Source organism: Demequina sp., assembly GCF_049841215.1.
GTDB lineage: Bacteria > Actinomycetota > Actinomycetes > Actinomycetales > Demequinaceae > Demequina.
The window spans coordinates 260,204-284,730 of sequence record NZ_JASGEO010000013.1; the positions used below are offsets into that span (position 1 = coordinate 260,204).

A 24,527-nucleotide genomic window follows, 5' to 3' on the forward strand; every position below is an offset into this window, starting at 1 on the left:
GGGGCTTGCCGGCAACCTACGGCGGCGTAGCATGGTGATACGTGACTGCTTCGGCGCGCGATCTCAAGCGCTGGTTTGTGGGTAAGCCCCTACCGTCGGACAAGGCCGAAGGACAACTCCTTCGCAAGCGCATGGCGCTACCTATCTTCTCCTCGGACATGTTGTCCTCCGTGGCGTACGGTCCCCAGGAGTTGCTGCTCATGCTCACGGCGGGCGGCCTCGCGTTCCTGGCCTTCGCGCCGTGGGTGGCCGCCGCGGTGGTGGTGCTCATGGTCATCGTTGTCGTCTCGTACCGCCAGCTGATCCGTGCCTACCCCAGCGGCGGCGGCGACTACGAGGTGGCCTCCAAGAACCTCGGCGAGAACGCGGGCCTCATCGTGGCGTCCGCGCTGCTCATTGACTACGTCCTCACGGTGGCCGTGTCGATCGCGAGCGGCGTGGACAACCTCATCTCCGCGATGCCGGGGCTGCACGCGTGGCGCATCGAGATTGCGGTTGCCGCGGTGGTGGCGCTCATCGCCATGAACCTGCGCGGCGTTGCCGAGAGCTCGCGCGCGTTCGCCGCGCCCACCTACTTCTTCATCTTCTCGGTGTTCGTGATGATCATCGTTGGCGTTGCCCGCGAGGTGTTTGGCGTGCTCCCCCAAGCCGAATCCTCGCAGTACTCCGTGGCGCACCAAGACCTGGCCACCGCGGGAATCGTGCTGCTGGTGCTACGTGCGTTCGCCTCTGGCTGTTCCGCACTCACCGGTGTTGAGGCGATCGCCAATGGCGTGCCCGCCTTCCGCCGCCCCAAGGTCACCAATGCGCAACGCACGCTCGTGACCATGGGTGCGATCGCGGTAACCGCCTTCATCGGCATCACGTTCCTCGCGTTACGCACCAACGTTCACTACGCGGCCAACTCGTGTGACCTGCAAGGCTTCGTGGACTGCGAGACCACCGCCCAGCGCTCGGTGATTGCGCAGCTCGCGGGCGCGGTGTTCGGCGGCTACAACTCCGTTGGCTTCTACGCGGTGCAGGCCGCCACGGCCCTGGTGCTGTTCCTCGCCGCCAACACGGCGTTCAACGGCTTCCCCTCGCTCGGCTCCGTGTTGTCTCGCGACCGCTACGCGCCCAAAGCCCTGCAGGCCCGCGGCGACCGCCTCGTGTTCAGCAACGGCGTGATCATCCTCGGCGCCGCGGCCGCGATACTCGAGATCGTGTTCCGTGCCAACGTGAACCTGCTCATTCAGATGTACATCATCGGCGTCTTCATCAGCTTCACGCTTGGGCAGTCCGGAATGGTCATCCACTGGACTCGCAAGCTGCGCCGCGGCCACGCCCCTGGGGCAGCGGCCGCCAAGATCAAGCGCATCCGTGTGCTCAACTTCGTGGGCGCCATCACCACCGGCACCGTTCTCATCATCGTGTCCATCACCAAGTTCACTCACGGCGCGTGGGTGGTGTTCCTGGTGATGCCGATTCTGTGGTTCTTCATGCGCAAGATCAACCGCTACTACGCGGCCGTGGAGAAGCAGATCGAGCCCGACGCCACCACCGTATTTGGGTCCACGGGTGACCACGCGATCGTGCTGGTGCACAAGCTCCAGACTCCCGTGCTGAAGGCACTTGACTACGCCATTGCCGCCCAGCACCAAAGCCTCGAGGCCGTGCATGTGGCGACCGACCCGTCGGCTCTTCCTGGCCTGCAGCGCGACTGGGCGCTCCACCGCATCCGCCTGCCGCTCACCGTGCTTGCCTCTCCGTACCGCGACGTTTCCACGCCGCTCATCGAGCACATCCGCGCGCACCGCGAGGAGCACGGCTCCGAGGTGGTGTCCGTGTACATCCCGCAATACGTGTTTGGGCACTGGTGGGAGGGCTTCCTGCACAATCGCAAGGCGCGGCGCATTCGCCACCGGCTGGTGCTGTGCCCGGGCGTCGCCGTGGTGCTGGTGCCGTGGCTGCTCGACTCTTCCCGCGCGCTCTATACGCGGCCGCCGCGGCCCATGCCCGGCTTGGAACGGCGCGGGGTTGCCGCGCTCCCAGTGGTCAGGGATAACGCGCGCAAGTAGGCGCCCGCCCGACGCTGTGGCCGGGTGTGGTGTACGCCTCGCCGATTCTGGGAATGGTTGAGACGTCAAGTTCGTTCCCTCAGCGTGCCGGCACGGCTGCCGGCGTCCCCCACTTCCCTTTTCTTGAGGAGACTTTGTCATGCGCATTGGCGTCATCGTTGGCTCGCTGTCCGGCCGTTCCATCAACCGCGCGGTGGCGAACCACTTCGGTTCGGTTGCCCCAGAGGGCGTGGAGTTCGTCGAGATTGACTGGTCTCAGTTGCCGCTGTATCGCCAGGACCTTGAGGCCGATTTCCCCGCAAGCGCGCTGGCGTTCAAGCAGGACATCGCCGATGCCGACGGCATCATCATCGTCACGCCCGAGTACTCGCGTTCGCTACCCGGCGCCCTCAAGAACGCGCTTGACTGGGCGGCTCGCCCGTATGGCAAGGGGGCCTTCAACGGCAAGCCCGTTGCGATCATGGGAGTGAGTGGCGGCCCCATCGGCACGGCGGCCGCGCAGCAGCACTTGCGCGCCATCCTCGGCCACTACAACGCCCCCACCCTTGGTCAGCCAGAGGTGTTCTTGCGCTTCAACGCGGAGGACTTCGCGGGCGGTGTGATCGTCAACGACGCTACGCGCGCCGTCCTCACGCACTTCCTCGCGGCCACCGCCGCGCACGTGGCCCTGCACACGCGCGAGGTCGCCACCGTCTAGGCGACACGAGTACGCGGGCCTACCTACCGTCGGGCCGCTGGTAACGGTACTTTCAGGGGTATGACGTCCCCCGAGGTCGACACCTGGATGACGCGCTACGACAACCCGATGCGCGATGTGGTGCAACGTCTGCGGCAAATCATGTTGCAATCCGACGAGCGGCTCGACGAGTGCATCAAGTGGCAGACCCCCACGTTTGTCTACAAGGGCTACCTCGCGAGCTTCTACCCCAAGCCCACCGCCGTGGCGACCTTGGTGTTCCACGCGGGTCGCGCCATTCCCGGCACGTTTCCCAGCCTTGAGCCCGCCGGGCACGAGGGCCTGGCGTTGCGCGTGGTCTCCATCGCCGAGGCCGAGGAACACCGCGAGGAACTGGAGCGGATTGTCTCTGCCTGGATCACCCTGCAAGACAAGGTTCGCTGACTGTTTCTTCGTCTACTGACGCGGTTCCGGCACCCACTCGCCCGTGCCCACGAAGTTGACGGGCTCCCCGCCCGCGAGCGCCGCGTTGATTTGGCGGTGCACTAGATCGGTGTAGCGGCGATCGGTGAGCGGGGTCATGCCGCCAACGTGGGGCATGATGATGCAGCCAGGGGCGTCCCATAACGGGTGATCCTGCGGGAGCGGCTCCGGATCCACCACGTCGAGCGCGGCGCGCAGGCGCCCGGAGGCGAGCTCCGCGAGCAAGGCGTCGGTGTCAACCACGGGGCCGCGGCCAACGTTAATGAGCAGCGCGCCATCCGGCATTTTCGCTAAGAAGTCGGCGTTTACCAGGCCTTTCGTGGCATCGGTGAGCGGAGTCACGATGACCACGATCTCTGATTCGGGAATCAGGAACGGCAGGTCCTCCACGCCGTGCACCAGGGTTCCGTCCGCGGCCATGCGGGGTGCGGTTGCTACGCCGAGCACCTGCGCCTCGCACGCGCGCATGCGAGCGCCGATGGCGCTGCCGATGGAGCCGTAGCCCACGATCAGCACGCGTCGGTCCGCGAGCGACGGCGGGTAGGTCTCGCCGCGCCAGTCGTGGCTGCGTTGGGCCTCGAGAAGCTCGGGGAACATGCGCTGGCTCGCGAGCGCCAGGGTGAGCGCCATCTCTGCAGTGCGGGTGTCGTGGACGCCAGCGGCGTTTGCCAGTGCCACACCCTGTGGCGTGATGGGGAGCGCGTGCTCATATCCCGCGGAGGGGATCTGGATCACCTTCAGATTGGGCAACTGCGCGAGCCGCGCGTACACCTTGCGCCCGCCCGTCTTGTGGGGGATGCACACAAGGTTGATCTCGTCTTTCGCGTCCTGAGGCGCGTCGCCCTCGCCCGGGTGCCACAGCACCAGGCGCACGTCTGAGGGAAGCTCGCCTAGAGCGTCGGCCACATCCTGATCGGGAACGGAGACGGTCAGCATCCAGCCAGTCTGTCACGCCCTCCTCCCCCCTCCCCCGCAAGCCCTCCAACAACGACACGCGCGACACGCCGGTGCACCGGTACATGGGGGCGCAACACGCCGGGCAACACGCCGAAGCGTTGTTGGAGAGCTTTCGGCGGGGGACGGCTTGCGGCGGCGGCGTTTCCGCGCGATCTACACGCGGGCTGGCACAGGATCCGCGAGCAACGGCGCGAACGCGAGCTCCGCCGCGCCGAGCGCCAAGACCGCGTCGCCGAGCCCCGCGCGCACGATAGGCACTCCGTCCGCGAGCGGCGGCAGCGTCTGCTCCGCGACGCGCCCGAGCACAAGTTCCGACTGATCGTCGATGAGCTCTGCCAAGAAGCCACCGACCACCACCAACTGGGGGTTGAAGGCAGAGATGAGGTTGGCGATGGCACCAGCGAGCACTCCCGCCTGCCGCTCCACCTCGGCTTGCCGCGCGGCGCCCTCGAGCCCCGCGAGGCGTTGCACGTTGACCTCGGTCTCGAGGCACCCCGTACGTCCGCAGTCACATCGCCGCGTACCGCTCGCCACGGCCATGTGGCCAAACTCGCCGCCGTGCCCGCGCGCACCCGTCATCAGGCGCCCGCCAACGAGCGCCGCGCCACCGATACCGGACGTGGACCCATTGAGATACAGCACGTCGCTCGCGCCCATCGCCGCGCCAAACCGCACCTCCGCGAGCAGGGCAACATTGGCGTCGTTGCCCACGTACACCGGCATCCCTAGGGCGCTCGACCACGGCTCAGCAATGGCCTCGTCCCGCCAGCCAAGGTGCGGAGCGTTCACCACGGTTCCCCCTTCGAAGGCGACCAGGCCGGGTACCGCAACACCTGCACCTACCAGGCCCGACGCTCGCTCACCCACAATCGAAGCCGCTAGTCGAGCGGCGGTTGCGGCAGCGTCGGGCGGGCTGGGAACGGAAGCGAAGCTTTCCGAAGCCTCGGCGAGAACCTCTCCCCCGAGGCTCACAAGGGCAACGCGAATGGCGTCGATGTCGGGGTTGATGGCGAGCGCGCAGACTGTGGGCGCGGGGCTGATAACGGGGCTGGGGCGGCCAACGGAGCGCTCGGCGGAGGGTTCGTCTGAGGTGACGAGGCCTGCCTCCTCGAGCGTGGAGACGACGGCGCCAATAGTGGAGCGGTTGAGGCCCGTCTCGCGCGTGAGGGCCGCGCGTGACACGGCGCGGCTGTAGTGCACGGCGCTCAAAACCGTGGACAGATTATGCCTGCGCACGGACTCGTTGCGCGCGCCGCCGGAGCCCCGGACCGTCCACGGCTGCGGGGACGCCTCGGCGCCGCGAACAGGGGTGTCGACCATGACGCTCCCATCGTTTGACATCGTCTGGGCGCAAGTATATGTTGTCAGTCACAACATAAACAGTCTTTTCTTCAGGAGTGTTGCAATGGCGCCCACACCCACCGCGGCCGACAAGTTCTCATTTGGTCTTTGGACCCTTGGCTGGACCGCGCAAGATCCTTTCGGCTCGGCCACCCGCCCGCCGCTCGACAACCCCGCGGCAGTGCGCAAGCTCGCCGAACTCGGCGTGTGGGGCATCACCTTCCACGACGACGACGTATTCCCGTTCGGCAGCTCGGACGCTGACCGCCAGAAGGCGATCGACGACCTCCGTGCGGCGTGCGACGAGACCGGCGTAGTGGTGGAGATGGTCACCACGAACCTGTTCTCGCACCCCGTCTTCAAGGACGGCGGTCTCACCTCGAACGACCGTGGCGTGCGCCGCTTCGCGCTGCGCAAGGTGCTGCGCAACATCGACCTTGCCGCCGAGCTTGGCGCCAAGACGTTCGTGATGTGGGGCGGCCGTGAGGGCGCAGAGTACGACAGCGCCAAGGACATCAACGCGGCGCTCGAGCGCCTGCGTGAGGCCGCGAACCTGCTGGGCGACTACGTCACGGACAAGGGCTACGACATCAAGTTCGCGCTTGAGCCCAAGCCCAACGAGCCCCGCGGCGACATCCTGCTGCCCACGCTCGGTCACGCGATCGCGTTCATCGACTCGCTTGAGCGCCCCGAACTGGTTGGCCTCAACCCCGAGGTTGGCCACGAGCAGATGGCCGGCCTCAACTTCACCGCCGGCATCGCGCAGGCGCTGTTCCACGGCAAGCTCTTCCACATCGACCTCAACGGCCAGCGCGGCATCAAGTACGACCAAGACCTGGTCTTCGGTCATGGCGACCTGCACAACGCGTTCTCGCTGGTAGACCTGCTCGAGAACGGTTCGCCCAACGGCGGCCCCCGCTACGACGGCGCACGCCACTTCGACTACAAGCCCTCGCGCACCGAGGACGAGAACGGCGTGTGGGACTCGGTCAAGGCCAACATGTCGATGTACCTGCTGCTCAAGGAGCGCGCCGCTGCGTTCCGCGCAGACCCCGAGGTGCAGGAGGCTCTCGAGGCCGCCCGCGTCTACGAGCTTGGCCAGACCACGCTTGGCGAGGGCGAGACCGCAGACCAGCTGATCGCGGACCGCTCCGCGTTCGAGGACTTCAACGCCGACGCCTACTTTGGCGGCAAGGGCTTTGGGTTCGTTCGCCTGCAGCAGCTTGCGAGCGAGCACCTCATGGGGGCGCGCGGTTAGTTCGTTCGCGGGCCAGTAGGCCCACATCTCACGCAAGGGGAGGCAATGACGCTGGTTGCGGGGGTGGATTCATCCACCCAGAGCTGCAAGGTCGTGATTCGCGACCTCGAGACGGGCGCCGTCGTGCGCTCTGGCAGGGCCACGCACCCAGACGGAACGTCTGTTGACCCGCGGCACTGGTGGGATGCCTTGCTCGCGGCCATCGCGGACGCTGGGGGTCTCGACGACGTCGCGGCCATCAGCGTCGGGGGGCAGCAGCACGGCATGGTCGCGTTGTCCTCCGCCGGCGAGGTGGTGCGCGACGCGCTCTTGTGGAACGACACTCGCTCTGCCGGGGCAGCTGCGGATCTGATCCGCGAGTTCGGCGCCGAGGAACTGGCATCGCGCACGGGACTTGTTCCGGTGGCGAGCTTCACGTCCACGAAATTGCGCTGGCTGCGCGACAACGAACCGGACAACGCAATGCGGGTAGCGGCTGTTGCGCTCCCCCACGATTGGCTTACGTGGCGCCTTCGAGGCTACGGACCTGCGGTCGAGTCCCCGCTCGGTCCTGACCTCGAGGCGCTCACCACGGACCGGTCAGATGCGTCGGGAACGGGGTACTGGAGCCCCACCACCGGCGAATACGACCGCGACCTGCTCTCCGCCGCGCTTGGGCATGACGCCGTCCTGCCGCGAGTGCTCGGGCCGGCGGAGAGCCCGGGTGTTGTTCATTCGTCGCTTGCTGCTAGCAGCCCGACGCTGGGGCCGGGTGCCGGCGACAACGCTGCCGCCGGCCTTGGGTTAGGTGCCGCAGCGGGTGATGTCGTCGTGTCTATCGGCACCTCCGGCACGGTGTTCGCCGTCACGCCATCACCTGTGCGGGACGTGACCGGCACAGTTGCCGGATTTGCGTCCGCCTCCGGAGACTTCCTTCCCCTGATCGCCACCTTGAACGCCGCGCGCATCCTCGATGCCTTCGCGCGCGTGCTCGGTGTGGATCACCACGAGCTGAGCCGCCTCGCGCTGGACGCCGAACCCGGCGCGGGCGGCTCTCTTCTTGTGCCCTATTTCGAGGGCGAGCGCACCCCCAACCTGCCGCATGCGACGGCGTCGCTCACGGGGTTGACCTTGGCGTCGATGACCCGCGAGAACCTCGCGCGCGCGGCCGTGGAGGGCATGCTGTGCGCACTCGCCGATGGCATGGATGCGATCCTGCGACTCGGTGTTGAGGCGAAGCGCGTGCTGATCGTTGGCGGCGCGGCCCAGTCCCCCGCCGTCGCGCTCGTTGCCTCGCAGGTATTCGACGTTCCCGTCGAGATTCCAGAGCCCGGCGAGTACGTCGCGGCCGGTGCGGCCGTTCAGGCGGCGTGGGCGCTGACGGGATCCCGCCCGCAGTGGCCCGTCACCACGGTTGCTAGCCCCGCCCCGGATCCCACGCCGTCAATCCGCCACGCATACGCCAAGGCAAGGGCGGCATACGGCGCCTAGCCCAAACCGCGAACACCTCTCCACACACGGCGATCGCCCCTCCACACAAGACCGTCCACTGCCGAACGGCACAGGTAATCTACCAGGAACGACTCTCGCGGCCAGCTCTGAAGTACGTCCACTTGTGTGGAGAGGTGATCGCCGTGTGTGGAGGGGTGATCCGGATCGACGGCTAGAGAGCCGGCAGGGCCGTGGACTCGCGCACGATGAGTTCGGTGGGCATGCGCAGATGCGTCTCGCGATCCTTGCCCGCCAAGAGATCCAGCAGCATGTGCATCGCCGCCTCGCCCATCGCGCCAAGCGGCTGACGAACGGTCGTGAGGAGCGGACTCACGAGCGAGGCCTGCGGAATGTCGTCGAAGCCCACCACCGAGACATCCTGCGGCACGCGCATACCGAGCACGCGCGCGGCGCCAAGCACGCGGATCGCGGTGACGTCGTTGGCCGCAAAGATCGCGGTGGGACGTTCCGGGAGCGAGAGCATGTCGAGAGCGATAGCTTCTGCAGCATCGGGGTCGTAGCGCGACTCACGAACATACGCATCTGGCACCGTGAGGCCAGCGGTTGCCATGGCGTCGCGGTAGCCGTTCTCGCGAAGTCGTGACGAATCCAGTTCGCTACGACCGCCGATGAAGGCGATGCGGGTGTGACCCAAACCGATGAGGTGCTTGACGGCCGCGAGCGCTCCCCCGTAGGAGTCCGCGTCAACGGTGGGCATCTGGTTGGGGCCGTAGTGAGGGTCGATGGCAACGGCGGGAACGATGAGGTTCACCTCAGAGGTGGTGGGGGTGACGATAACCGCGCCGTCGATGAGAGTGCCACCAAGCCGTGCAAGGGAGCGACGCTCCCACCCGTGCGTCTCGCCACCGGCGTGAGAGAGCAGCTCCCACTCCGTGCCGCGCGTCACGGTGGCCGCGCCCTTGATGATCTCCGCGGAGTACGGCTCAAAGTCGGCCACAAGGATGCCAAGCACGTTAGTGCTGGCAGATCGCAGACTGGCGGCAGAAAGATTACCCACATAGCCCAGCTCGTCGATGACGCCCTGAACTACCTCGATGGTCTCCTTCGAGACCCCATAGCGTCCGTTGACGACCTTGGAAACGGTGGCCACTGACACGCCGGCACGGGCGGCGACATCGGAGAGCTTGACGCGCGCTGCCGGGTTCATGGTGGCAATAGTAGCGGGTTTTCGACTGTTGCGAAAACGTTATCGACAACGTTTGACATCGCAACAGAGCCGGTGCCACACTTCCCATGTTCGGCATAGATCAACGACGATCCGAAAGGACACACTCCATGGCGCACATGCGACGAATGGCCGCATTCGCGGCTATCGCTGCCTCTACCGCGCTGGTGCTCGCCGCTTGCAGCGACTCCAGTGACGACCCCACCGGTGGCACCACCGGCGGAACCGACAGCACCGAGCCCGTAACCCTCACCTGGTGGCACAACGGTGTCGCGGGTGACTCGGGTGAGAACTCGCTCGGCGACTACTGGGACAAGGTGGCCGCTGACTACACGGCCGACCACCCCAACGTCACCATCAAGATCGAGCAGATCCAGAACGAAGACCTGCAGCGCACCCGCATCCCCACCGCGCTCCAGTCTGGCGACGCTCCCGACATCTTCCAGCAGTGGGGCGGCGGCGAAATGGCTGCCCAGGCCGAAGCCGGCTACCTCATGGACCTGAGCGACGTGCTCGCCGACGACATCAGCAACCTCGGTGGTGCTGTTGGCCCGTGGCAGGCGGACGGTGCGACCTACGGTCTGCCGTTCCAGTTCGCGGTTGAGGGCATTTGGTACCGCAAGTCGCTCTTCGAGCAGGCTGGCATCACCACGGAGCCCACCACGTTCGACGAGCTCAACGCCGACGTGCAGAAGCTCAAGGACGCGGGCATCGTCCCCATCGCCGTTGGTGCCGCTGACAAGTGGCCCGCCGCGCACTGGTGGTACAACCTCGCTCTGCAGCAGTGCTCGCAGGACACGATCAAGAACCTCGGCTCGTTCGACTTCAGCGACCCGTGCCTTGTGAAGGCTGGCGACAACCTGCAGGCGTTCCTCGACACCGAGCCCTTCCAGAAGGACTACATGTCGACGGTCGCTCAGACCGGCGCTACGTCCTCCGCTGGCATGGTTGCCAACGCAAACGCGGCCATGGAGCTCATGGGTCAGTGGAACTTCTTCGTCTACCAGGGCTTCACTGACGGTAGCGACGAGGCCAACCAGGCTCTGCTCGACGACCTCGGCTGGTTCCCGGTTCCCGCTTACGGCGGTGGCGAGGGTGACCCGACCGCTGCCCTCGGTGGTGGTGACGGCTTCAGCTGCTACGTGGACGCCCCGCCGGAGTGCGCGGACTTCCTGTCCTACATCGTGAGCGACGACGTTCAGCGTGGCTTCGCCGAGGCCGTTGGCGGTCTGCCCGTCAACCCCAACGCTGCTGACGCAGTGGCACACCCGCTCAACCAGAAGATCGCACAGGCCGCGTCCAACGCCGCTTACGTGCAGCTCTGGCTCGACACTGACCTCGGTCCCAACGTTGGTGGCGGTGCCATGAACGACGGCATCGTGGCCATCTTCGGTGGCACGGGCACCCCGCAGGGTGTGGTCGACAACATGGTCGCCGCAGCCGCAACCGAGTAGTCAGAGCACACAACTACAAGAAAGCGAGGCGCTCCACGTGACCACGATGGAGACCTCGGGCAAGGGAGCGGGCCCCGTCGGCGACACGTCGTCGGCGGGGCCCCGCACCGCCAGCCCGGATGTAATGGCGATGCGTCGCCAAGACCAGCGCCGTAAGTGGGGCGAGATCGCCTTCTTCACCGGCCCAGGCCTGATCCTCTTTGCACTCTTCGTTCTCTTCCCCGTGGCGTCCGCCGCCCGGTACAGCCTGTACAAGTGGAACGGCATCAAGAAGTTTTCTGAGGCCGAGTTCATCGGCTTCGAGAACTACGCGCGTGCACTGTGGGGCGGCAACGACCCCGCCACGCGCGAGGCCTTCAAGACGGCGTACACCGAGCCGTTCTGGGAGGCGCTGAGCCACAACCTGCTCATCATCGTGGCCTCCATGGCGGTGCAGTTGCCGCTCGCGCTCCTCATTGCGCTGGTGCTCAACCGCAAGTTCCCCGGACGCAGCTTCGTGCGCGTCGTCATCTTCGCCCCTTACGTCATCAGCGAGGTCATCGCGGGCGTCATGTGGTTCATCATCTTTGACCCCAACGGCATCGCCACCAAGTTCATGGAGTCGATTGGCCTCAATGCCCCGTCCGGCGGGTGGTTCGAATCCCAGACCTGGGGGATATGGACCGTCTTCTTCATCGTGACCTGGAAATACCTGGGCCTCGCGATCATCCTCTTCCTCGCCGGCCTCTCCGGCGTCCCGCAGGAACTCCAGGAAGCCGCGAGCATCGATGGCGCCAGTTGGTGGCAAGTGCAGCGCCGCATCAACATTCCGCTGATCGGCCCCACCATCCGCATCTGGGTGTTCCTGTCCCTCATCGGCTCCATCCAGCTCTTCGACATGGTCTGGGTGCTCAACCGAGGCGGCACGCAGGGCCAATACGCCACGATCGCCACCTTCATGATGCAGTTCGGCTACTTCCGCAAGGACGTGGGCTTCGGCTCCGCGGTGGCCGTGATCATGTTCCTGATCTCGCTCATCGTGGCCGTCGCCTACATGTTGACGATCCTGCGCCGCGATAACGACAACTCCGAGCTGGCGAGGTAACTGCCATGACCGCAACTCTTAACGACGCTCCCCCTGCCGGCCCGACGGCCCAGTCACCTGCCGCTGTCACCCCACCTAAGCGGGGCAAGGGTATTGATGGTGCCGCTCTTGGCGCGATCTTCGTTGGCTTGGTGGGCATTGCGCTGACGCTCGGGCCCATCCTCTACCTCGTCATTGGTGGCTTCCGCAGCCAGCAGAACCTGTCCACGAACCCCACGGGCCTCCCGGATCCGTGGATGTGGTCCAACTACATCGACATCCTCACCGAGGGCACGTTCTGGCGTCAGGCCCTGAACTCGCTCGTGGTGGCGCTTGGCACCACTATCGGCGTGGTCCTGTTCGGCACGATGGCCGCATACCCCCTGGCACGGTACCGTTTCAAGGGACGCGAGCTCATCTACCTCATCTTCGTGACGGGCCTCATGTTCCCCCTCACGGTGGCGGTGCTGCCGCTGTACTTCATGATCAGGAACCTTGGGCTCACCGGCAGTTTGTGGGGCCTCATCGTGCCGCAGATTGCGTTCGCCTTGCCCGTCACTGTGATCATCATGCGCCCCTTCCTCAAGGCCATCCCTCGGGAACTTGAGGAGGCCGCCTTCGTCGATGGTGTGACGCGCGTTGGGTTCTTCTGGCGCGTGGTGCTTCCCCTCGCTGGCCCCGGCATGGTGACCGTTGGCGTGCTCGCGTTCATCGGGTCGTGGAACGCGTATCTGCTTCCTTTGCTGCTGCTCACCGGCCCGCAAGAGGGAATGACGCTTCCGCTCGGTGTGGCTACCTTCCAGGGCCAGCACGCCTCCGCGACCACGCTGATCATGGCGTACACCTCGCTGTCCATGATTCCCGCGCTCATCTTCTTCCTCATGCTCGAGCGTCGCATCGTCGACGGTCTCACGGGCGCGGTCAAGGGCTAGTCCATGACCGCGATCCAGGGCGCTCCGGCGCCAGAGCACGACACGAGTACGCGTGTTAGCGCAATCATTTCCCAACTGACCCTGCGCGAGAAGCTCGCGCAGCTCGTGGGCCTGTGGCAAGACGAGGCGGGTGACGTGGTGGCCCCGTTGCAGGGCCAGCAAGTGGCAACGCTTGGGCTCAACGACGCTCTCGCTGCTGGCCTTGGCCACATCAGCCGCGTCTACGGCACCAACCCCGTGGATCCCGACGAACGCGCGGCGTGGCTGTGGGACGTGCAGCGGGAGATCGTCGCCAACTCCCGTTTTGGGATTCCGGCGATCGTCCACGAGGAGTGCCTCACGGGACTCGCCGCCTGGAAGGCGGCGACGTTCCCCTCTCCCCCAGCATGGGGAGCAACCTTCGCCCCGGACCTCGTGGAAAAGATGGCCGGTCTCATCGGCTCGTCGATGCGTGACCTCGGCGTGCACCAGGGCCTCGCACCGGTGCTCGATGTCATCCGCGACCCGCGCTGGGGGCGAGTCGAGGAGTGCATCAGCGAGGACCCATACCTCGTGGGAGCCGTGGGAACAGCGTTCGTGCGCGGGCTTCAGGAGGCGGGAGTCCACGCGACTCTCAAGCACTTTGTTGGCTACTCCGCGTCCGCGGCCGGCCGCAACTTTGGCCCCGTGCATGCGGGGCCGCGCGAGCTCGCGGATGAGCTCCTCATCCCCTTTGAAATGGCGGTCAAAGACGGCCGCGTGCGTTCCGTCATGCCTGCATATACACAGATTGACGGCGTCCCAACGCACGCGGACCCCTCGCTCCTCACCGACGTCCTGCGCAACAAGTGGGGCTTCGACGGAGTGGTGGTCGCGGACTACTTTGGTGTGGCCTTCCTCGAGGTGCTGCACGGCCTTGCGGCAGACCTTGGCGAGGCGGCAGCGCAGGCGCTTGAGGCCGGAGTGGACGTGGAACTGCCAAGCGGCAACGCGTACCTAGACCCGCTCGAGGCGGCCATCATGGCGGGCCGCATTCCGGTGCACCTCGTGGACCGCGCGGTGGAACGCGTCTTGCGCCAGAAGGCGGAACTTGGGCTGCTCGACAACGAGTTCGACGGCCCCGCCCCCACGGGCGTGGACCTCGACTCCGCGGAGCACCGGGAGGTTGCGAAGCAGCTTGCGGAACGGTCCGTTGTGCTCCTCAGCAACGACGGCACACTCCCTCTCGCCCCGGACGCCAAGGTGGCGCTCATCGGCCCGAACGCGGATCGCTCCGCGGCGCTGTTTGGGTGCTACTCCTTCGTCAACCACGTACTTTCCCACCGCCCTGGCTTCCCCCAGGGCTTCGAATCGCCCACGGTGCGTGACGTGCTCAATGCCGAACTTCACGTCACGTTTGCCGAGGGCAGCACAGTCACCGGTGATGACCGCAGCGGGTTCGCGGCGGCGGTGGATGCAGCAGAAGCTGCGGACGTCGCTGTGGTCGTCGCCGGTGACCACGCTGGCCTGTTCGGCAGGGGCACGGTTGGAGAGGGCTGCGACGTCGAGTCGCTCGAACTCCCTGGCGTGCAGCGCGAACTTGTCGAGGCCATCCTCGACACCGGCAAGCCCGTGATCCTTGTGCTCATGACCGGCCGCCCCTACGCCGTCGGCTGGGCGCTCGAGCGCTGCGCGGCCGTGATCCAAACCTTCTTCCCCGGCGAAGAAGGAGGCACCGCGGTGGCGAGCGTACTGACTGGGCGAGTGAACCCGTCGGGCCATCTACCGGTGACGATGCCGCGCTCCACGGGCGCCCAGCCGTACACGTACCTGCACAGCGCCCTAGGCGGCGACGGCGACGTCACGTCCGTTGGCACGCAGCCGGTGCGGCCGTTCGGCTTTGGCCTCTCGTACACGACGTTTGGCTACGGCGAGCTCTCCGCGTCCCCTGAGGTACGGCCCGACGGCACGGTCACCGCGAGCGTCACCGTCACCAATACGGGTGACCTCGCGGGCGAGGACGTGGTGCAGCTCTACGTGCGCGACGTCCTCGGCTCGGTGGCGAGGCCCGTGGCGCAGCTTGTTGGTTTCCAGCGGGTTGCGCTGGAACCAGGAGCGTCCGCCACGGTGGCATTTGAGGTGCCAACGGCCCGGCTTGCTTTCTCCGACCGCGCGTTGCGGCGCATCGTGGAACCCGGCGAGTTTGAGCTGTGGGTTGGGGACGCGGAGTCCCGCGATTCCCAGACCACGTTCGCCGTGGTGGGCCGGGCGCACGTTGTTGGCGAGGACGATCCTCGCCTCACCGTCGCCACGGTTTCGTAGCGCACACTGTTTCATGATCAACACCGCGCCGTGACGCAGTTCGCACACCGGAAGGGGACAGTCGACGTCACCGTCCGTCGCGCGGACGGCACTGCTGTCGGTACACCGGTGTCGTTACGGCAGGTGTCGCACGACTTTGGGTTCGGGAACATCGGCTTTGAGCTCATGGACGTGGCCACGGGCCGCGCGGCGCAATCCGACCTCAGCGACGCGTGGCTGTCCCTGTTCAACCAGGCGACCCTCGGTTTCTACTGGCGAAACTATGAGCCAACCGAAGGGGCTCCGCACACTGCGGATCTGCTCGCGGCGGCGCGCTGGTTTCGCGAGAGGGGTGTGCGTCTCAAGGGTCACCCGCTGGCGTGGCACACGCTCGCGCCGGCGTGGCTCATGGGCCGGCCGCTCGACGACGTAGAGCGGACTCTTCGCGATCGCATCACGCGCGAGGTCACGGGTTTCGCGGGGCTCGTTGACCAGTGGGACGCGATCAACGAGGCCGTCATCATGCCGCGCTTCACCGCGGAACGAAACGCCATCACTCCCCTGGCTCATGAACTTGGGCGAGTGGAGATGGTGCGGTTGGCGTTCGAGACCGCGCGGGCCGCGAATCCCGCGGCCACCCTGGTTCTCAACGACTTCTTGCTCACGGAGGAGTACGCACACCTCATCGAGGAGTGCCTTACCGCGGGCATCCAGATCGATGCCATCGGCTTGCAAACCCACATGCATCAGGGGTTCCGTGGCGAGGACCAGTTGGCCGCGATCCTCGACCGCTTTGGCGCCTTTGGGCTGCCGCTGCAGTTCACGGAGGTCACCCTCGTCTCGGGCAACCTGATGCCGCCAGAGATCGTCGATTTGAATGATTACCAGGTAGAACAATGGCCATCAATATCCCGCGGGGAGCAGCGGCAAGCGGACGAGGCGACACGGATGTACCGACAGGCACTGGAGCACCCGCTGGTGGAGTCCGTGACCTGGTGGGGGCTGTGCGATCGCGACATGTGGCTGGGCGCGCCCGGCGGCCTGCTGCGCGCGGACGGCTCGCCCAAGCCCGCCTACGACGCCCTGCACGCCCTCATTAAGGGCGAATGGTGGCTACCCGCAACGGAGGTCTTCCCCACGGCCACGGGAGTCGTCACCGTCAGCGGTTGGGCCGGGGACTACGAACTCACGGCAGAAGGCAAGGCCGCCATGGTGCACGTAGCCGCGGGAGCGTCGGGCCGTCTCGAGGTAACGCTCACCTAACCCCCGCCCCTATGTGTGCGTCAGCACCACTTTTCGCGGCCCAATCCGCCCCGTGTGTGCGTCAGCGCGCGTAGCGGCGAGCCCGCCGTCTCCTCGGCTCCTCGGGCATGTGGTTGCCACGCACACACCCGAGCGATTGCGAACCAAGAAGTGGTGCTGACGCACACATTTGAGGCGGGCTAGGCGGAACCCACCGGGAGCGTGAACTCCCACCCGTCAGAGACGGCCTCGTCAACGAAGCGCTTGATCGCCGCCACGGTTCCCGAGCGATCTCCCCCGCCGTCGTGACACAAGATGATCTGCTCGCGCGTGAGCACCTCCCACAGGCGCGCCTCGAGCACGTCGGCATCTTGTTCCGCCCAGTCCCCGATGACGTTGATGACGTCGAGCGGCTGCATCCCCAGCTCCACGGCAACGTCGCAGCTGACACCCCACGAGCCGTTAGGGGCGCGCCAGAACGGAACCTCAGCGTGGGGAACAACGGAGCGAATGATGTCGAGCGTCTGCTGCAGGTCTTCGCGCACCGAATCGGCATCCCAACCGCCCATGTCGTGGTGGAACCTTGAGTGATTGCACAGCACGTGCCCCTCGTCGACGATGCGCTTGAGGAGCTCAGCACCGCCCGGGTCCAAGACGCGCTGCCCCACCACCGCGAATACCGCCCTGATGCCCCGGGATTCGAGGAAGTCGAGCAGTTCAGCGGTGTCGGCGCCGTTGGGGCCGTCGTCAAAGGTGAGCGCGGCGACGAGGCCCTGACCTTGCGCGGCACCGACGGGCGTGGGAGTGAGCTCGCGAGTCATAGTCCCAGTCTGGCGCCTCGCGCGGACTCGCCCGTTCGCCCAACGAAACTTTCGCGCCGAGCACTAGACATGCGCCACTATGGACACGGCATGCTTATGTCGCTGGGCGCACATCACAAGGGGAATCATGGGCGATGCCTCACGGACAACGATCGCTGAGATCGCGAAGATTGCGCGCGTTTCCGTCCCCACGGTGTCGAAGGTTCTCAACGGTCGCACAGGGGTGTCAGAAGAGACGCGCAAGCGAGTCAACGGCCTGTTGGAGCAACATAACTACCGACGCCGCGGCACCGCGCGGAGAAATCGCGTTGGCCTCATCGACTTTGTGGTGCGCAACCTCGACACGGTGTGGTCGATGCCGCTCGTCGCGGGCGCCGAGCGCGAAGCCGTGCGCCACGGATTCAACCTCGTGGTCACCTCGATGGAGCGCCGCACCGTCGGCACCCAGCAGTGGATTCGCCAGCTCGCCACGCGCCGCACGGACGCGGTGGTGTTGGTGGTGTCCGAGGTGCGACCGTGGGCGCTCAACGAGCTGCTCAAGCTGAACGTGCCGGTGGTATTGCTTGACCCCGTGGGGATCGCAAGCGTGGCGCTGCCAGCCGTCTCCGCCACCAACTGGGCCGGGGGCGTGACCGCCACGGAACACCTCATCGGCCTTGGGCACAGGCGAATCGGCATTATCACCGGCCCCGAGGAGCTGATGTGCGCGCGTGAACGCCGCGACGGCTACCGCTCGGCGCTCGCCCACGCGGGGATTGCCCACGATCCAGAACTCGAGGTGGTGGGCGACTTCCTCCCAGGAACCGGGTACGACCTCACCAAGCAGTTGCTCGCGCTTCCCGATCCGCCTACCGCCATCTTCGCGTGCGCGGACAGGGCGGCCGCCGGAGTCTACAAGGCCGCACACGAGTTGGGGCGGTGCATTCCGCAGGACCTGTCGGTTGTTGGCTTCGACGACGTCGTGGTTGCCGAGTGGCTCGAGCCACCCCTCACCACGGTGCGCCAGCCGCTTGAACACATGGCCCGTGAGGCAATCCGCGCGGCCGTGGAGCTCATCAACGGCGCCGAGCCGGAGCACTCCCGCCGCGAGCTCGCCACCTCGCTCGTGGTGCGCGCAAGCACCGTGCCGCTGCCCTCCGGAACCCGCGGTTCGGAGCCGCCGCACTAGGCTGGCTTGGTGACCTCGTCGCCCCTCACTCCCAGGCCCGACGCTGTGGTTGGCTCCGTGGACCGGCGCCTGTTTGGCTCGTTCGTTGAGCACCTTGGCCGATGCGTGTATTCGGGGATCTACGAGCCCTCTCATCCCTCTGCTGATGCGCTTGGATTCCGTGGGGACGTGCTGGAGCTGGTGCGCGAGCTGGGTGTCACCACCATCCGGTACCCGGGCGGCAACTTCGTCTCCTCCTACCGTTGGGAGGACGGGGTTGGCCCGCTCGAGGAGCGTCCCGTACGCCTGGATCTCAACTGGCACTCCACCGACACCAATGAATTTGGCACCGACGAGTTCATGGCGTGGTGCGCGGCTGCTGGCGTGGAGCCCATGATGGCGGTCAACATCGGCACGCGTGGCACGGCAGAGGCCCTTGACCTGCTGGAATACTGCAACCACCCAGGCGGCACGGCGCTCTCGGACGCGCGGCGGGCCAATGGCGCACAGAACCCGTACAACGTGCGCATGTGGTGCCTTGGCAACGAGATGGATGGGCCCTGGCAAGTGGGCCACATGACGCCAGAGCAGTACGCGCACGCGGCCGCCGACATGGCGCGCACGATGCACAAGTTTGATCCCACTATTGAGCTGGTGGCGTGCGGTTCCTCAGGCACGGGTATGGCGACCTTCGGCACGTGGGAGCGTGCGGTCCTCGACGCGTGCTTCGACGAGGTGGATTTCATCTCCGCGCACGCCTACTACGACCCCACGGTGAGCGACCTGGAGTCGTTCCTCAGGTCGTCGGACAACATGGACCGGTTCATCCGCACCGTGGTGGACATCGCGGACGAGGTGGCCGCCGCTCGCGGCTCTGACAAGCGCATCGCGATCTCGTTCGACGAGTGGAATGTCTGGCGGATGGCGTCGCCAACCAATCCCATGCCCAGCGGCGACGATTGGCCCATCGCACCGGCGCTGCTTGAGGACGTCTACACCGTGGCCGACGCTGTGGTGGTGGGCTCGCTGCTGATCACTTTGCTGCGCCATGCGAACCGGGTGCGCGCCGCATCCCTTGCGCAGCTCGTCAACGTCATCGCGCCCATCATGACCGAACCCGGCGGGAGCGCCTGGCGACAGACCACGTTCTATCCGTTCTCGATTACTGCCTCCCTTGCCGGCGAGACCGTGCTCGAGACGCCGCGGCCAAGCGAGCACGTGGACGCGGTGGTGACCTGGGATGGCGAGCGTGACGTCACGGTCTTTGCCGTGAACCTCGACGCTGGCGCCGGTCACGACCTGGTGCTCGACCTCGCGGGTCTTGGCGACGTGGCAGGCGCCGAGGTAGCGCTCGTGACCGACCCCGATCCCCTAGCCACCAACACGGCCGACGCTCCGGACAGGGTGACCCCGGCGTGGGGCAGTGCGATCGTTACGGGAGCAACGGTGACGGTGGCGCTTCCTGCTGTGAGTTGGGCTGCGGTGCGGGTGACTCTGCGCTAGGTTCGGCGCCCTCCGGGGCCGCTGGCCGATGCTCGCGCACGTAGGTGAGCGCGGCGCGTCCGCCGGGGGTGAGGAAGGCGAGCGCGGCGGCCACGAAGGTCAGCAGGCCCGCGACGATGAGGACGGTCTGGACCGAGAATACGTCGGCGAGCGGCCCAAATACCGCCATGCCGATGGGCATGGACACCGCGCCCACGATGCTAACGAAGCCGAATACGCGACCCAAGCGATCGGGCTCCACGGACTCTTGCAGCACCGTGAAACTGGGCACGGTGAAGAATGGAATGGCGAAGCCTACGAGGAACATCACCGTGAGGAACACCCACAGGAACGGGGACAGGCCAAGCGCGGCGGTGAGGCCCGCGAGCACGAGAGTGGACCACACGATGAGCGACGTGCGTTGGAAGCGGTCACCGATGGCGGCCACGAGCGCGCCGGAGATCATCATGCCGATCGAGAAGGCGAGTTCGAGCGCCGTGAGCTTCCACACCTCTTCGCCAAATGTGCGCGCCACCATGAGCGGCGTGAGCATCGAGGGAGCGGCGCCGAGCACCATCACCGCGCCAAAGAGCGACAGCAGCCACATGACGTAAGGGTGGGTACGCACGTAGCGCACTCCCTCTTTGAGGTCGTCGAAGTAACCGGCGAGCTCGTCTCCCCTGCTCACTGCCTTGAGCGGCACGAGCGCCAAAAGGCCAATGCCGATCACGGCGGTCACCACGTCGATGAAGAAGATGTACTCGAGGTCAAGGTTGGCGTAGAGGATGGCCGCGAGCGCCGGAGCAACGATCATCATCGCGGACTGAATGGTGCCGTTGATGCCGTTGATGCGCATGAGCTTGTCTTGCGGGACTATCTGGGGGATCACGGCGCTCACCGCAGGCGTCTGGATGCCCGCCCCGGTTGAGCGAACTGCGAGCACCGCGAAGATGAGCCACAGCGAGTCCACGCCGTTGAGCATGAGAAGCGCGAGTGCGAGCGTGGCGAGCGCGATGGCCGCGTCAGCTCCCATGATGAGGAACTTGCGGTTGTGCCGATCCGCCCACACGCCGCCAAAGATGGACACGATGGCCTGCGGCAAGAAGCCAAAGACGATCGACAGCGCGAGGATGGTGCCGTCTTTGGTGGTGAGGGTCAGGTACCACAGCACCGCGTACTGCACCAGCGACGAGCCGAGCAGCGACGCCGTCTGACCGCCAAGGAACAGGGAGATGTCCCGCACCCATGCTTGGGATGGCGTGGCGCTTGACGCGTCAGCTTCGTTGGAGGGGACCATGGGTCAATTGTGCCGGATGGGTCCGACACGGGAGCGGCGCGGGCTGGACCGCTAGCCCTCAACCCCCGCGCGAGCCAGGATGATTTCGCGAACTCGTCCAGCGTCGGCCTGGCCGCGCGTGGCCTTCATGACCGCGCCCACGATGGCTCCGGCCGCCTGCACCTTGCCCTCGCGGATCTTCTCGAGCACGTCCGGCTGCGCGGCGAGCGCCTCGTCAACCGCGGCCTCGAGCGCGGAGTCATCGCTCACCACCACGAGCCCGCGCGCCTCCACAACCGCGGCCGGTGAGCCCTCTCCCGCGAGCACGCCCTCGAGCGCCTGGCGGGCCAGTTTGTCGTTGATCGTCCCGGCATCGACAAGGCCCTGGAGTTCGGCGATGTCCGACGCTGTGACGGGCAGGTCCTGGAGCGTCACCTCGCGCTCATTGGCGGTTCGGGCGAGCTCGCCGAGCCACCACTTGCGTGCGGCCTGTGGCGCTGCGCCGGCGGAGACGGTGTCCTGGATGAGAGTCACGGCATCGGCCGCCACCACATCGCGCATCTCGAGGTCGCTGAAGCCCCACTCTTCGCGCAAGCGCGCACGGAGCTTGGCGGGGTGCTCCGGGATGGTGCCGCGGAGCTGCTCCACCCAGGCGCGCGAAGGCTCCACGGGGAGCAGATCGGGCTCGGGGAAGTAGCGGTAGTCCTCCGCCTGCTCCTTAGAGCGGCCGGGCGTGGTGGACGAGGTGTCCTCGTGCCAGTGGCGCGTCTCTTGCACCACGGGCTGGCCCGCGGTCAGTAGCTCCGCCTGGCGGGCCGCCTCGTACTGCACCGCGCGCTCAATGGCGCGCAGCGAGTTGACGTTCTTGGTCTCCGAGCGCTTGCCGAACGGCACCGCGGACTGATCCGCGCCGTCGGCCGCCTTGGGCCGCAGCGAAAGGTTCACGTCCGCGCGAAGGCTTCCCTGTTCCATGCGCCCATCGCTGATGCCAAGCCCGCGCACGATGTCGCGGATGGTGGCGACGTAAGCGCGAGCGACCTCGGCGGTGCGCTCCCCCATGCCCTCGATGGGCTTGGTGACGATTTCGACGAGGGGCACGCCACCCCGGTTGTAGTCCACGAGCGAGTAGTCAGCGCCCTGGATGCCGCCCGTACCGCCCACGTGGGTGTTCTTGCCTGCGTCTTCCTCGATGTGCGCGCGCTCAATGGCAACGGTCACCACCTCGCCGTCGTCAAGGACCACGTCGAGCGAGCCCTCGAAGCAGGTGGGCTCGTCGTACTGCGAGATCTGGTAGTCCTTGGCGAGGTCGGGGTAGAAGTAGTTCTTGCGCGCGAATCGGCTGGACTCGCGAATCTCGCAGCCGAGTGCGAGGCCCAAGCGGATCGCAGACTCGACGGCCTTGCCGTTCGTCACGGGCATCGAGCCTGGTAGACCAAGGCACACGGGGCACACATGGGTGTTGGGTTCGCCACCAAACTCGTTGAGGCAGCCGCAGAACATCTTGGTCTTGGTGTTGAGCTCCACGTGCACTTCGATGCCAAAGACGGGATCGAAGCGCTCCACGGCGTCTGCGTAAGTAAGGTTGCTCACTTGGCACCTCCTAAGGCTGGAGCCAACGCGCTCAACGGGCCTCCCCATGCCGCGTTGAGCAGCGCCTCGATGGCACCGCCAACGCGATACAGGCGCGCATCCTGGTGAGCGGGAGCGAGCAGCTGGAAGCCCACTGGCAGGTTGTCTTCCGGGGCCAGGCCCGCGGGGATGGACATTCCGGGGATCCCCGCGAGGTTCGCAGGGATCGTCGCCACGTCGTTGAGGTACATCGCGAGGGGATCGTCGATGCGCTCGCCCAGCTTGAACGGCGTGGACGGCACCGTGGGGCTCACGAGCACGTCGGCCTTCTCGAAGGCAGCGGTGAAGTCGCGCTGAATGAGCGTGCGCACCTTCTGCGCCGAGCCGTAGTACGCGTCGTAGTAGCCGGCCGAGAGGGCGTAGGTACCAAGGATGATGCGGCGCTTGACCTCGTCGCCAAAGCCCTGCGCACGCGTGGCCGCCATGGTGCGCTCCACGGTCTCGCGCTCCACGCGCAAGCCAAAGCGCACGCCGTCGAACTTGGCGAGGTTGCTGCTCGCCTCCGCAGGAAGGATCAGGTAGTACGCCGCGAGCGCGTACACGAAGCTGGGGCACTCCACCTCAACCACGGTGGCACCAGCGCCGCGAGCAGCGTCGAGCGCCTCCTCGAAGCGCTGCTTCACGCCGTCCTGGTAGCCCTCCCCGCCCAACTCCTTGATGACGCCAAGCGTCACACCACTGAGATCGCCCGACGCTCCCTCAAGGGCCGCTGCCACCGCACCGGGGACGGGCTCGCGAAGGCTCGTGGCGTCGTGGGGGTCGTGGCCGCCCATGACCTCGTGGAGAAGGGCGGTGTCGAGGACCGTGCGGCCGCACGGGCCGAGCTGATCGAGGCTGCTCGCCAGGGCAATTGCGCCGTAGCGCGAAACGCCGCCGTACGTGGGCTTGACGCCAACGGTTCCGGTTACCGAAGCGGGCTGGCGGATCGAGCCGCCGGTGTCCGAGCCGATCGTCAGAGGAGCCTCAAAGGCGGCGAGAGCGGCGGCGGAGCCGCCGCCGGAACCGCCGGGGATCCGGTCAAGGTCCCATGGGTTGTGCGTGGCGCCATAGGCCGAGTGCTCGGTGGAGGAGCCCATCGCGAACTCGTCCATGTTGGTCTTGCCAAGGATCGGCATGCGCGCCTCGCGCACCTTGCGGGTGACGGTGGCGTCGTAGGGAGGAATCCACCCCTCGAGGATGCGCGATCCCGCGGTGGTGGGAAGCCCCTTGGTGACGAGCACATCCTTGATGCCGATGGGCACGCCAGCGAGCTTGGGTAGCGAGACCCCTGCGGCACGATCGGCGTCCACAGCGGCCGCGGTCTCGAGGGCGCCCTCCGTGTCTACGTGAAGGAAGGCGTGCACGTCGCCGTCGACGGCCGCGATGCGGTCAAGGTGGGCCTGAGTAAGGGAGACGGACGTGACCTCCCCAGCCGCCAAAGCGTCGGCCATCTCAGCGGCGGTGCCGCGAACGAGGTCGCTCATGCCTCCTCCCCAAGGATCTGGGGAACGCGGAAGCGATCCTCTTCCGCTTGCGGGGCGGCGGCGAGCGCCTCCGCGGGAGTCAGCGACGGCTCGATGACATCCTCGCGCTCCACGTTAGCCATGGGGATGGGGTGGCTCGTCGCCGGGACGTCGTGCGTGTCGAGCGTGGAGAGAGTCGCCACCGCGTCCACGATCGCGGTGAGCTGACCGGAGAGGCGGTCTAGATCATCGTCCGTCATGTCGATGCGAGCGAGCACCGCGAGGCGCGCCACATCCTCACGTTCCAGGGAAGCCATGGGTAGATTCTAGTCAAGGGCACACGCCAACCCGA

20 protein-coding genes are annotated in these 24,527 nt (G+C 66.5%); 12 read left to right on the forward strand and 8 right to left on the reverse strand.

Features of this window, described 5'->3' with window-relative positions:
• Positions 1-131: 131 nt before the first annotated feature.
• The 3 genes from QM618_RS07200 (at position 132) to QM618_RS07210 (ending at position 3,177) form a co-directional block, all read left to right on the forward strand.
• The gene (locus QM618_RS07200; RefSeq protein ID WP_428096486.1) at positions 132-2,057 is read left to right on the forward strand and encodes an APC family permease; all 1,926 of its coding nucleotides are present in this window, start codon (positions 132-134) and stop codon (positions 2,055-2,057) included.
• 139 nt (positions 2,058-2,196) lie between these two features.
• Positions 2,197-2,754 carry an NADPH-dependent FMN reductase gene (locus tag QM618_RS07205; protein ID WP_428096135.1) on the forward strand — a complete coding sequence of 186 codons (558 nt, stop codon included), beginning with the start codon at positions 2,197-2,199 and terminating at the stop codon, positions 2,752-2,754.
• Positions 2,755-2,814: 60 nt separating this feature from the next.
• Complete coding sequence (locus QM618_RS07210) at positions 2,815-3,177, forward strand: DUF1801 domain-containing protein (protein WP_428096137.1); 363 nt, start codon at positions 2,815-2,817, stop codon at positions 3,175-3,177.
• Between the two features lie 12 nt (positions 3,178-3,189).
• Here QM618_RS07210 and QM618_RS07215 read toward each other — a convergent pair whose 3' ends face one another.
• Both QM618_RS07215 and QM618_RS07220 read right to left on the reverse strand, forming a co-directional pair.
• The gene (locus QM618_RS07215) at positions 3,190-4,152 is read right to left on the reverse strand and encodes a 2-hydroxyacid dehydrogenase (RefSeq protein WP_428096138.1); all 963 of its coding nucleotides are present in this window, start codon (positions 4,150-4,152) and stop codon (positions 3,190-3,192) included.
• 174 nt (positions 4,153-4,326) lie between these two features.
• Entirely contained in the window at positions 4,327-5,493 is a 1,167-nt protein-coding gene (locus QM618_RS07220; RefSeq protein ID WP_428096140.1) for an ROK family transcriptional regulator, read from the reverse strand.
• 85 nt (positions 5,494-5,578) lie between these two features.
• Between QM618_RS07220 and xylA the strand changes: the two genes are divergently transcribed.
• Positions 5,579-6,772, forward strand: a complete 1,194-nt coding sequence (gene xylA / locus QM618_RS07225) for a xylose isomerase (protein ID WP_428096142.1) — start codon at positions 5,579-5,581, stop codon at positions 6,770-6,772.
• A gap of 45 nt (positions 6,773-6,817) precedes the next feature.
• Positions 6,818-8,242 carry a xylulokinase gene (gene xylB / locus QM618_RS07230; RefSeq protein ID WP_428096144.1) on the forward strand — a complete coding sequence of 475 codons (1,425 nt, stop codon included), beginning with the start codon at positions 6,818-6,820 and terminating at the stop codon, positions 8,240-8,242.
• A 172-nt stretch (positions 8,243-8,414) separates the two neighbouring features.
• Here the strand turns inward: xylB and QM618_RS07235 are convergent, their stop codons facing one another.
• Entirely contained in the window at positions 8,415-9,410 is a 996-nt protein-coding gene (locus QM618_RS07235; RefSeq protein WP_428096147.1) for a LacI family DNA-binding transcriptional regulator, read from the reverse strand.
• Between the two features lie 128 nt (positions 9,411-9,538).
• Here QM618_RS07235 and QM618_RS07240 point away from each other — a divergent pair, with 128 nt between their 5' ends.
• Genes QM618_RS07240 through QM618_RS07260 form a run of 5 tightly spaced genes read left to right on the forward strand, consistent with a single transcriptional unit; the run spans position 9,539 to position 16,399 of the window.
• Positions 9,539-10,882 (forward strand): ABC transporter substrate-binding protein, encoded by a 1,344-nt coding sequence (locus tag QM618_RS07240; protein WP_428096150.1) that lies wholly within the window; start codon positions 9,539-9,541, stop codon positions 10,880-10,882.
• A gap of 46 nt (positions 10,883-10,928) precedes the next feature.
• Positions 10,929-11,966: a carbohydrate ABC transporter permease gene (locus QM618_RS07245; protein ID WP_428096491.1), complete on the forward strand. Its 1,038-nt coding sequence runs from the start codon at positions 10,929-10,931 to the stop codon at positions 11,964-11,966.
• Positions 11,967-11,971: 5 nt separating this feature from the next.
• Entirely contained in the window at positions 11,972-12,877 is a 906-nt protein-coding gene (locus QM618_RS07250; RefSeq protein WP_428096152.1) for a carbohydrate ABC transporter permease, read from the forward strand.
• Between the two features lie 3 nt (positions 12,878-12,880).
• A complete protein-coding gene (locus QM618_RS07255; protein ID WP_428096154.1) occupies positions 12,881-15,157 on the forward strand; it encodes a glycoside hydrolase family 3 N-terminal domain-containing protein in 2,277 nt (758 codons plus the stop codon).
• A gap of 30 nt (positions 15,158-15,187) precedes the next feature.
• Positions 15,188-16,399, forward strand: coding sequence for an endo-1,4-beta-xylanase (locus tag QM618_RS07260; RefSeq protein ID WP_428096156.1), 1,212 nt, complete (start codon positions 15,188-15,190; stop codon positions 16,397-16,399).
• Positions 16,400-16,578: 179 nt separating this feature from the next.
• Here QM618_RS07260 and QM618_RS07265 read toward each other — a convergent pair whose 3' ends face one another.
• A complete protein-coding gene (locus QM618_RS07265; RefSeq protein WP_428096158.1) occupies positions 16,579-17,199 on the reverse strand; it encodes a polysaccharide deacetylase family protein in 621 nt (206 codons plus the stop codon).
• 127 nt (positions 17,200-17,326) lie between these two features.
• Here QM618_RS07265 and QM618_RS07270 point away from each other — a divergent pair, with 127 nt between their 5' ends.
• Together QM618_RS07270 and QM618_RS07275 are read left to right on the forward strand one after the other, a co-directional pair.
• Complete coding sequence (locus QM618_RS07270) at positions 17,327-18,367, forward strand: LacI family DNA-binding transcriptional regulator (protein ID WP_428096160.1); 1,041 nt, start codon at positions 17,327-17,329, stop codon at positions 18,365-18,367.
• Between the two features lie 9 nt (positions 18,368-18,376).
• Positions 18,377-19,849 (forward strand): alpha-N-arabinofuranosidase, encoded by a 1,473-nt coding sequence (locus QM618_RS07275; protein ID WP_428096162.1) that lies wholly within the window; start codon positions 18,377-18,379, stop codon positions 19,847-19,849.
• Here QM618_RS07275 and QM618_RS07280 read toward each other — a convergent pair.
• From QM618_RS07280 to gatC, 4 genes are read right to left on the reverse strand one after another with little or no spacing between them, the layout of a single operon-like run.
• Complete coding sequence (locus tag QM618_RS07280; RefSeq protein ID WP_428096164.1) at positions 19,779-21,125, reverse strand: MFS transporter; 1,347 nt, start codon at positions 21,123-21,125, stop codon at positions 19,779-19,781. The genes QM618_RS07275 and QM618_RS07280 overlap by 71 nt on opposite strands.
• A 51-nt stretch (positions 21,126-21,176) precedes the next feature.
• Positions 21,177-22,694: an Asp-tRNA(Asn)/Glu-tRNA(Gln) amidotransferase subunit GatB gene (gene gatB, locus QM618_RS07285; RefSeq protein ID WP_428096166.1), complete on the reverse strand. Its 1,518-nt coding sequence runs from the start codon at positions 22,692-22,694 to the stop codon at positions 21,177-21,179.
• Positions 22,691-24,196, reverse strand: a complete 1,506-nt coding sequence (gene gatA / locus QM618_RS07290; RefSeq protein WP_428096167.1) for an Asp-tRNA(Asn)/Glu-tRNA(Gln) amidotransferase subunit GatA — start codon at positions 24,194-24,196, stop codon at positions 22,691-22,693. The genes gatB and gatA overlap by 4 nt, the downstream gene beginning before the upstream one ends.
• A complete protein-coding gene (gene gatC / locus QM618_RS07295) occupies positions 24,193-24,492 on the reverse strand; it encodes an Asp-tRNA(Asn)/Glu-tRNA(Gln) amidotransferase subunit GatC (protein ID WP_428096170.1) in 300 nt (99 codons plus the stop codon). Before gatC ends, gatA begins: the two co-directional genes overlap by 4 nt.
• Between the last annotated feature and the right edge of the window lie 35 nt (positions 24,493-24,527).

What these genes read in the sequence shown, in the direction of transcription:
- QM618_RS07200 (WP_428096486.1), top strand. Translation starts at nt 132, where the DNA reads ATGGCGCTACCTATCTTCTCCTCGGACATGTTGTCCTCCGTGGCGTAC.
- QM618_RS07205 (WP_428096135.1), top strand. Translation starts at nt 2,197, where the DNA reads ATGCGCATTGGCGTCATCGTTGGCTCGCTGTCCGGCCGTTCCATCAAC.
- QM618_RS07210 (WP_428096137.1), top strand. Translation starts at nt 2,815, where the DNA reads ATGACGTCCCCCGAGGTCGACACCTGGATGACGCGCTACGACAACCCG.
- QM618_RS07215 (WP_428096138.1), bottom strand. Translation starts at nt 4,152, where the DNA reads ATGCTGACCGTCTCCGTTCCCGATCAGGATGTGGCCGACGCTCTAGGC.
- QM618_RS07220 (WP_428096140.1), bottom strand. Translation starts at nt 5,493, where the DNA reads ATGGTCGACACCCCTGTTCGCGGCGCCGAGGCGTCCCCGCAGCCGTGG.
- xylA (WP_428096142.1), top strand. Translation starts at nt 5,579, where the DNA reads ATGGCGCCCACACCCACCGCGGCCGACAAGTTCTCATTTGGTCTTTGG.
- xylB (WP_428096144.1), top strand. Translation starts at nt 6,818, where the DNA reads ATGACGCTGGTTGCGGGGGTGGATTCATCCACCCAGAGCTGCAAGGTC.
- QM618_RS07235 (WP_428096147.1), bottom strand. Translation starts at nt 9,410, where the DNA reads ATGAACCCGGCAGCGCGCGTCAAGCTCTCCGATGTCGCCGCCCGTGCC.
- QM618_RS07240 (WP_428096150.1), top strand. Translation starts at nt 9,539, where the DNA reads ATGGCGCACATGCGACGAATGGCCGCATTCGCGGCTATCGCTGCCTCT.
- QM618_RS07245 (WP_428096491.1), top strand. Translation starts at nt 10,929, where the DNA reads ATGGAGACCTCGGGCAAGGGAGCGGGCCCCGTCGGCGACACGTCGTCG.
- QM618_RS07250 (WP_428096152.1), top strand. Translation starts at nt 11,972, where the DNA reads ATGACCGCAACTCTTAACGACGCTCCCCCTGCCGGCCCGACGGCCCAG.
- QM618_RS07255 (WP_428096154.1), top strand. Translation starts at nt 12,881, where the DNA reads ATGACCGCGATCCAGGGCGCTCCGGCGCCAGAGCACGACACGAGTACG.
- QM618_RS07265 (WP_428096158.1), bottom strand. Translation starts at nt 17,199, where the DNA reads ATGACTCGCGAGCTCACTCCCACGCCCGTCGGTGCCGCGCAAGGTCAG.
- QM618_RS07270 (WP_428096160.1), top strand. Translation starts at nt 17,327, where the DNA reads ATGGGCGATGCCTCACGGACAACGATCGCTGAGATCGCGAAGATTGCG.
- QM618_RS07280 (WP_428096164.1), bottom strand. Translation starts at nt 21,125, where the DNA reads ATGGTCCCCTCCAACGAAGCTGACGCGTCAAGCGCCACGCCATCCCAA.
- gatA (WP_428096167.1), bottom strand. Translation starts at nt 24,196, where the DNA reads ATGAGCGACCTCGTTCGCGGCACCGCCGCTGAGATGGCCGACGCTTTG.
- gatC (WP_428096170.1), bottom strand. Translation starts at nt 24,492, where the DNA reads ATGGCTTCCCTGGAACGTGAGGATGTGGCGCGCCTCGCGGTGCTCGCT.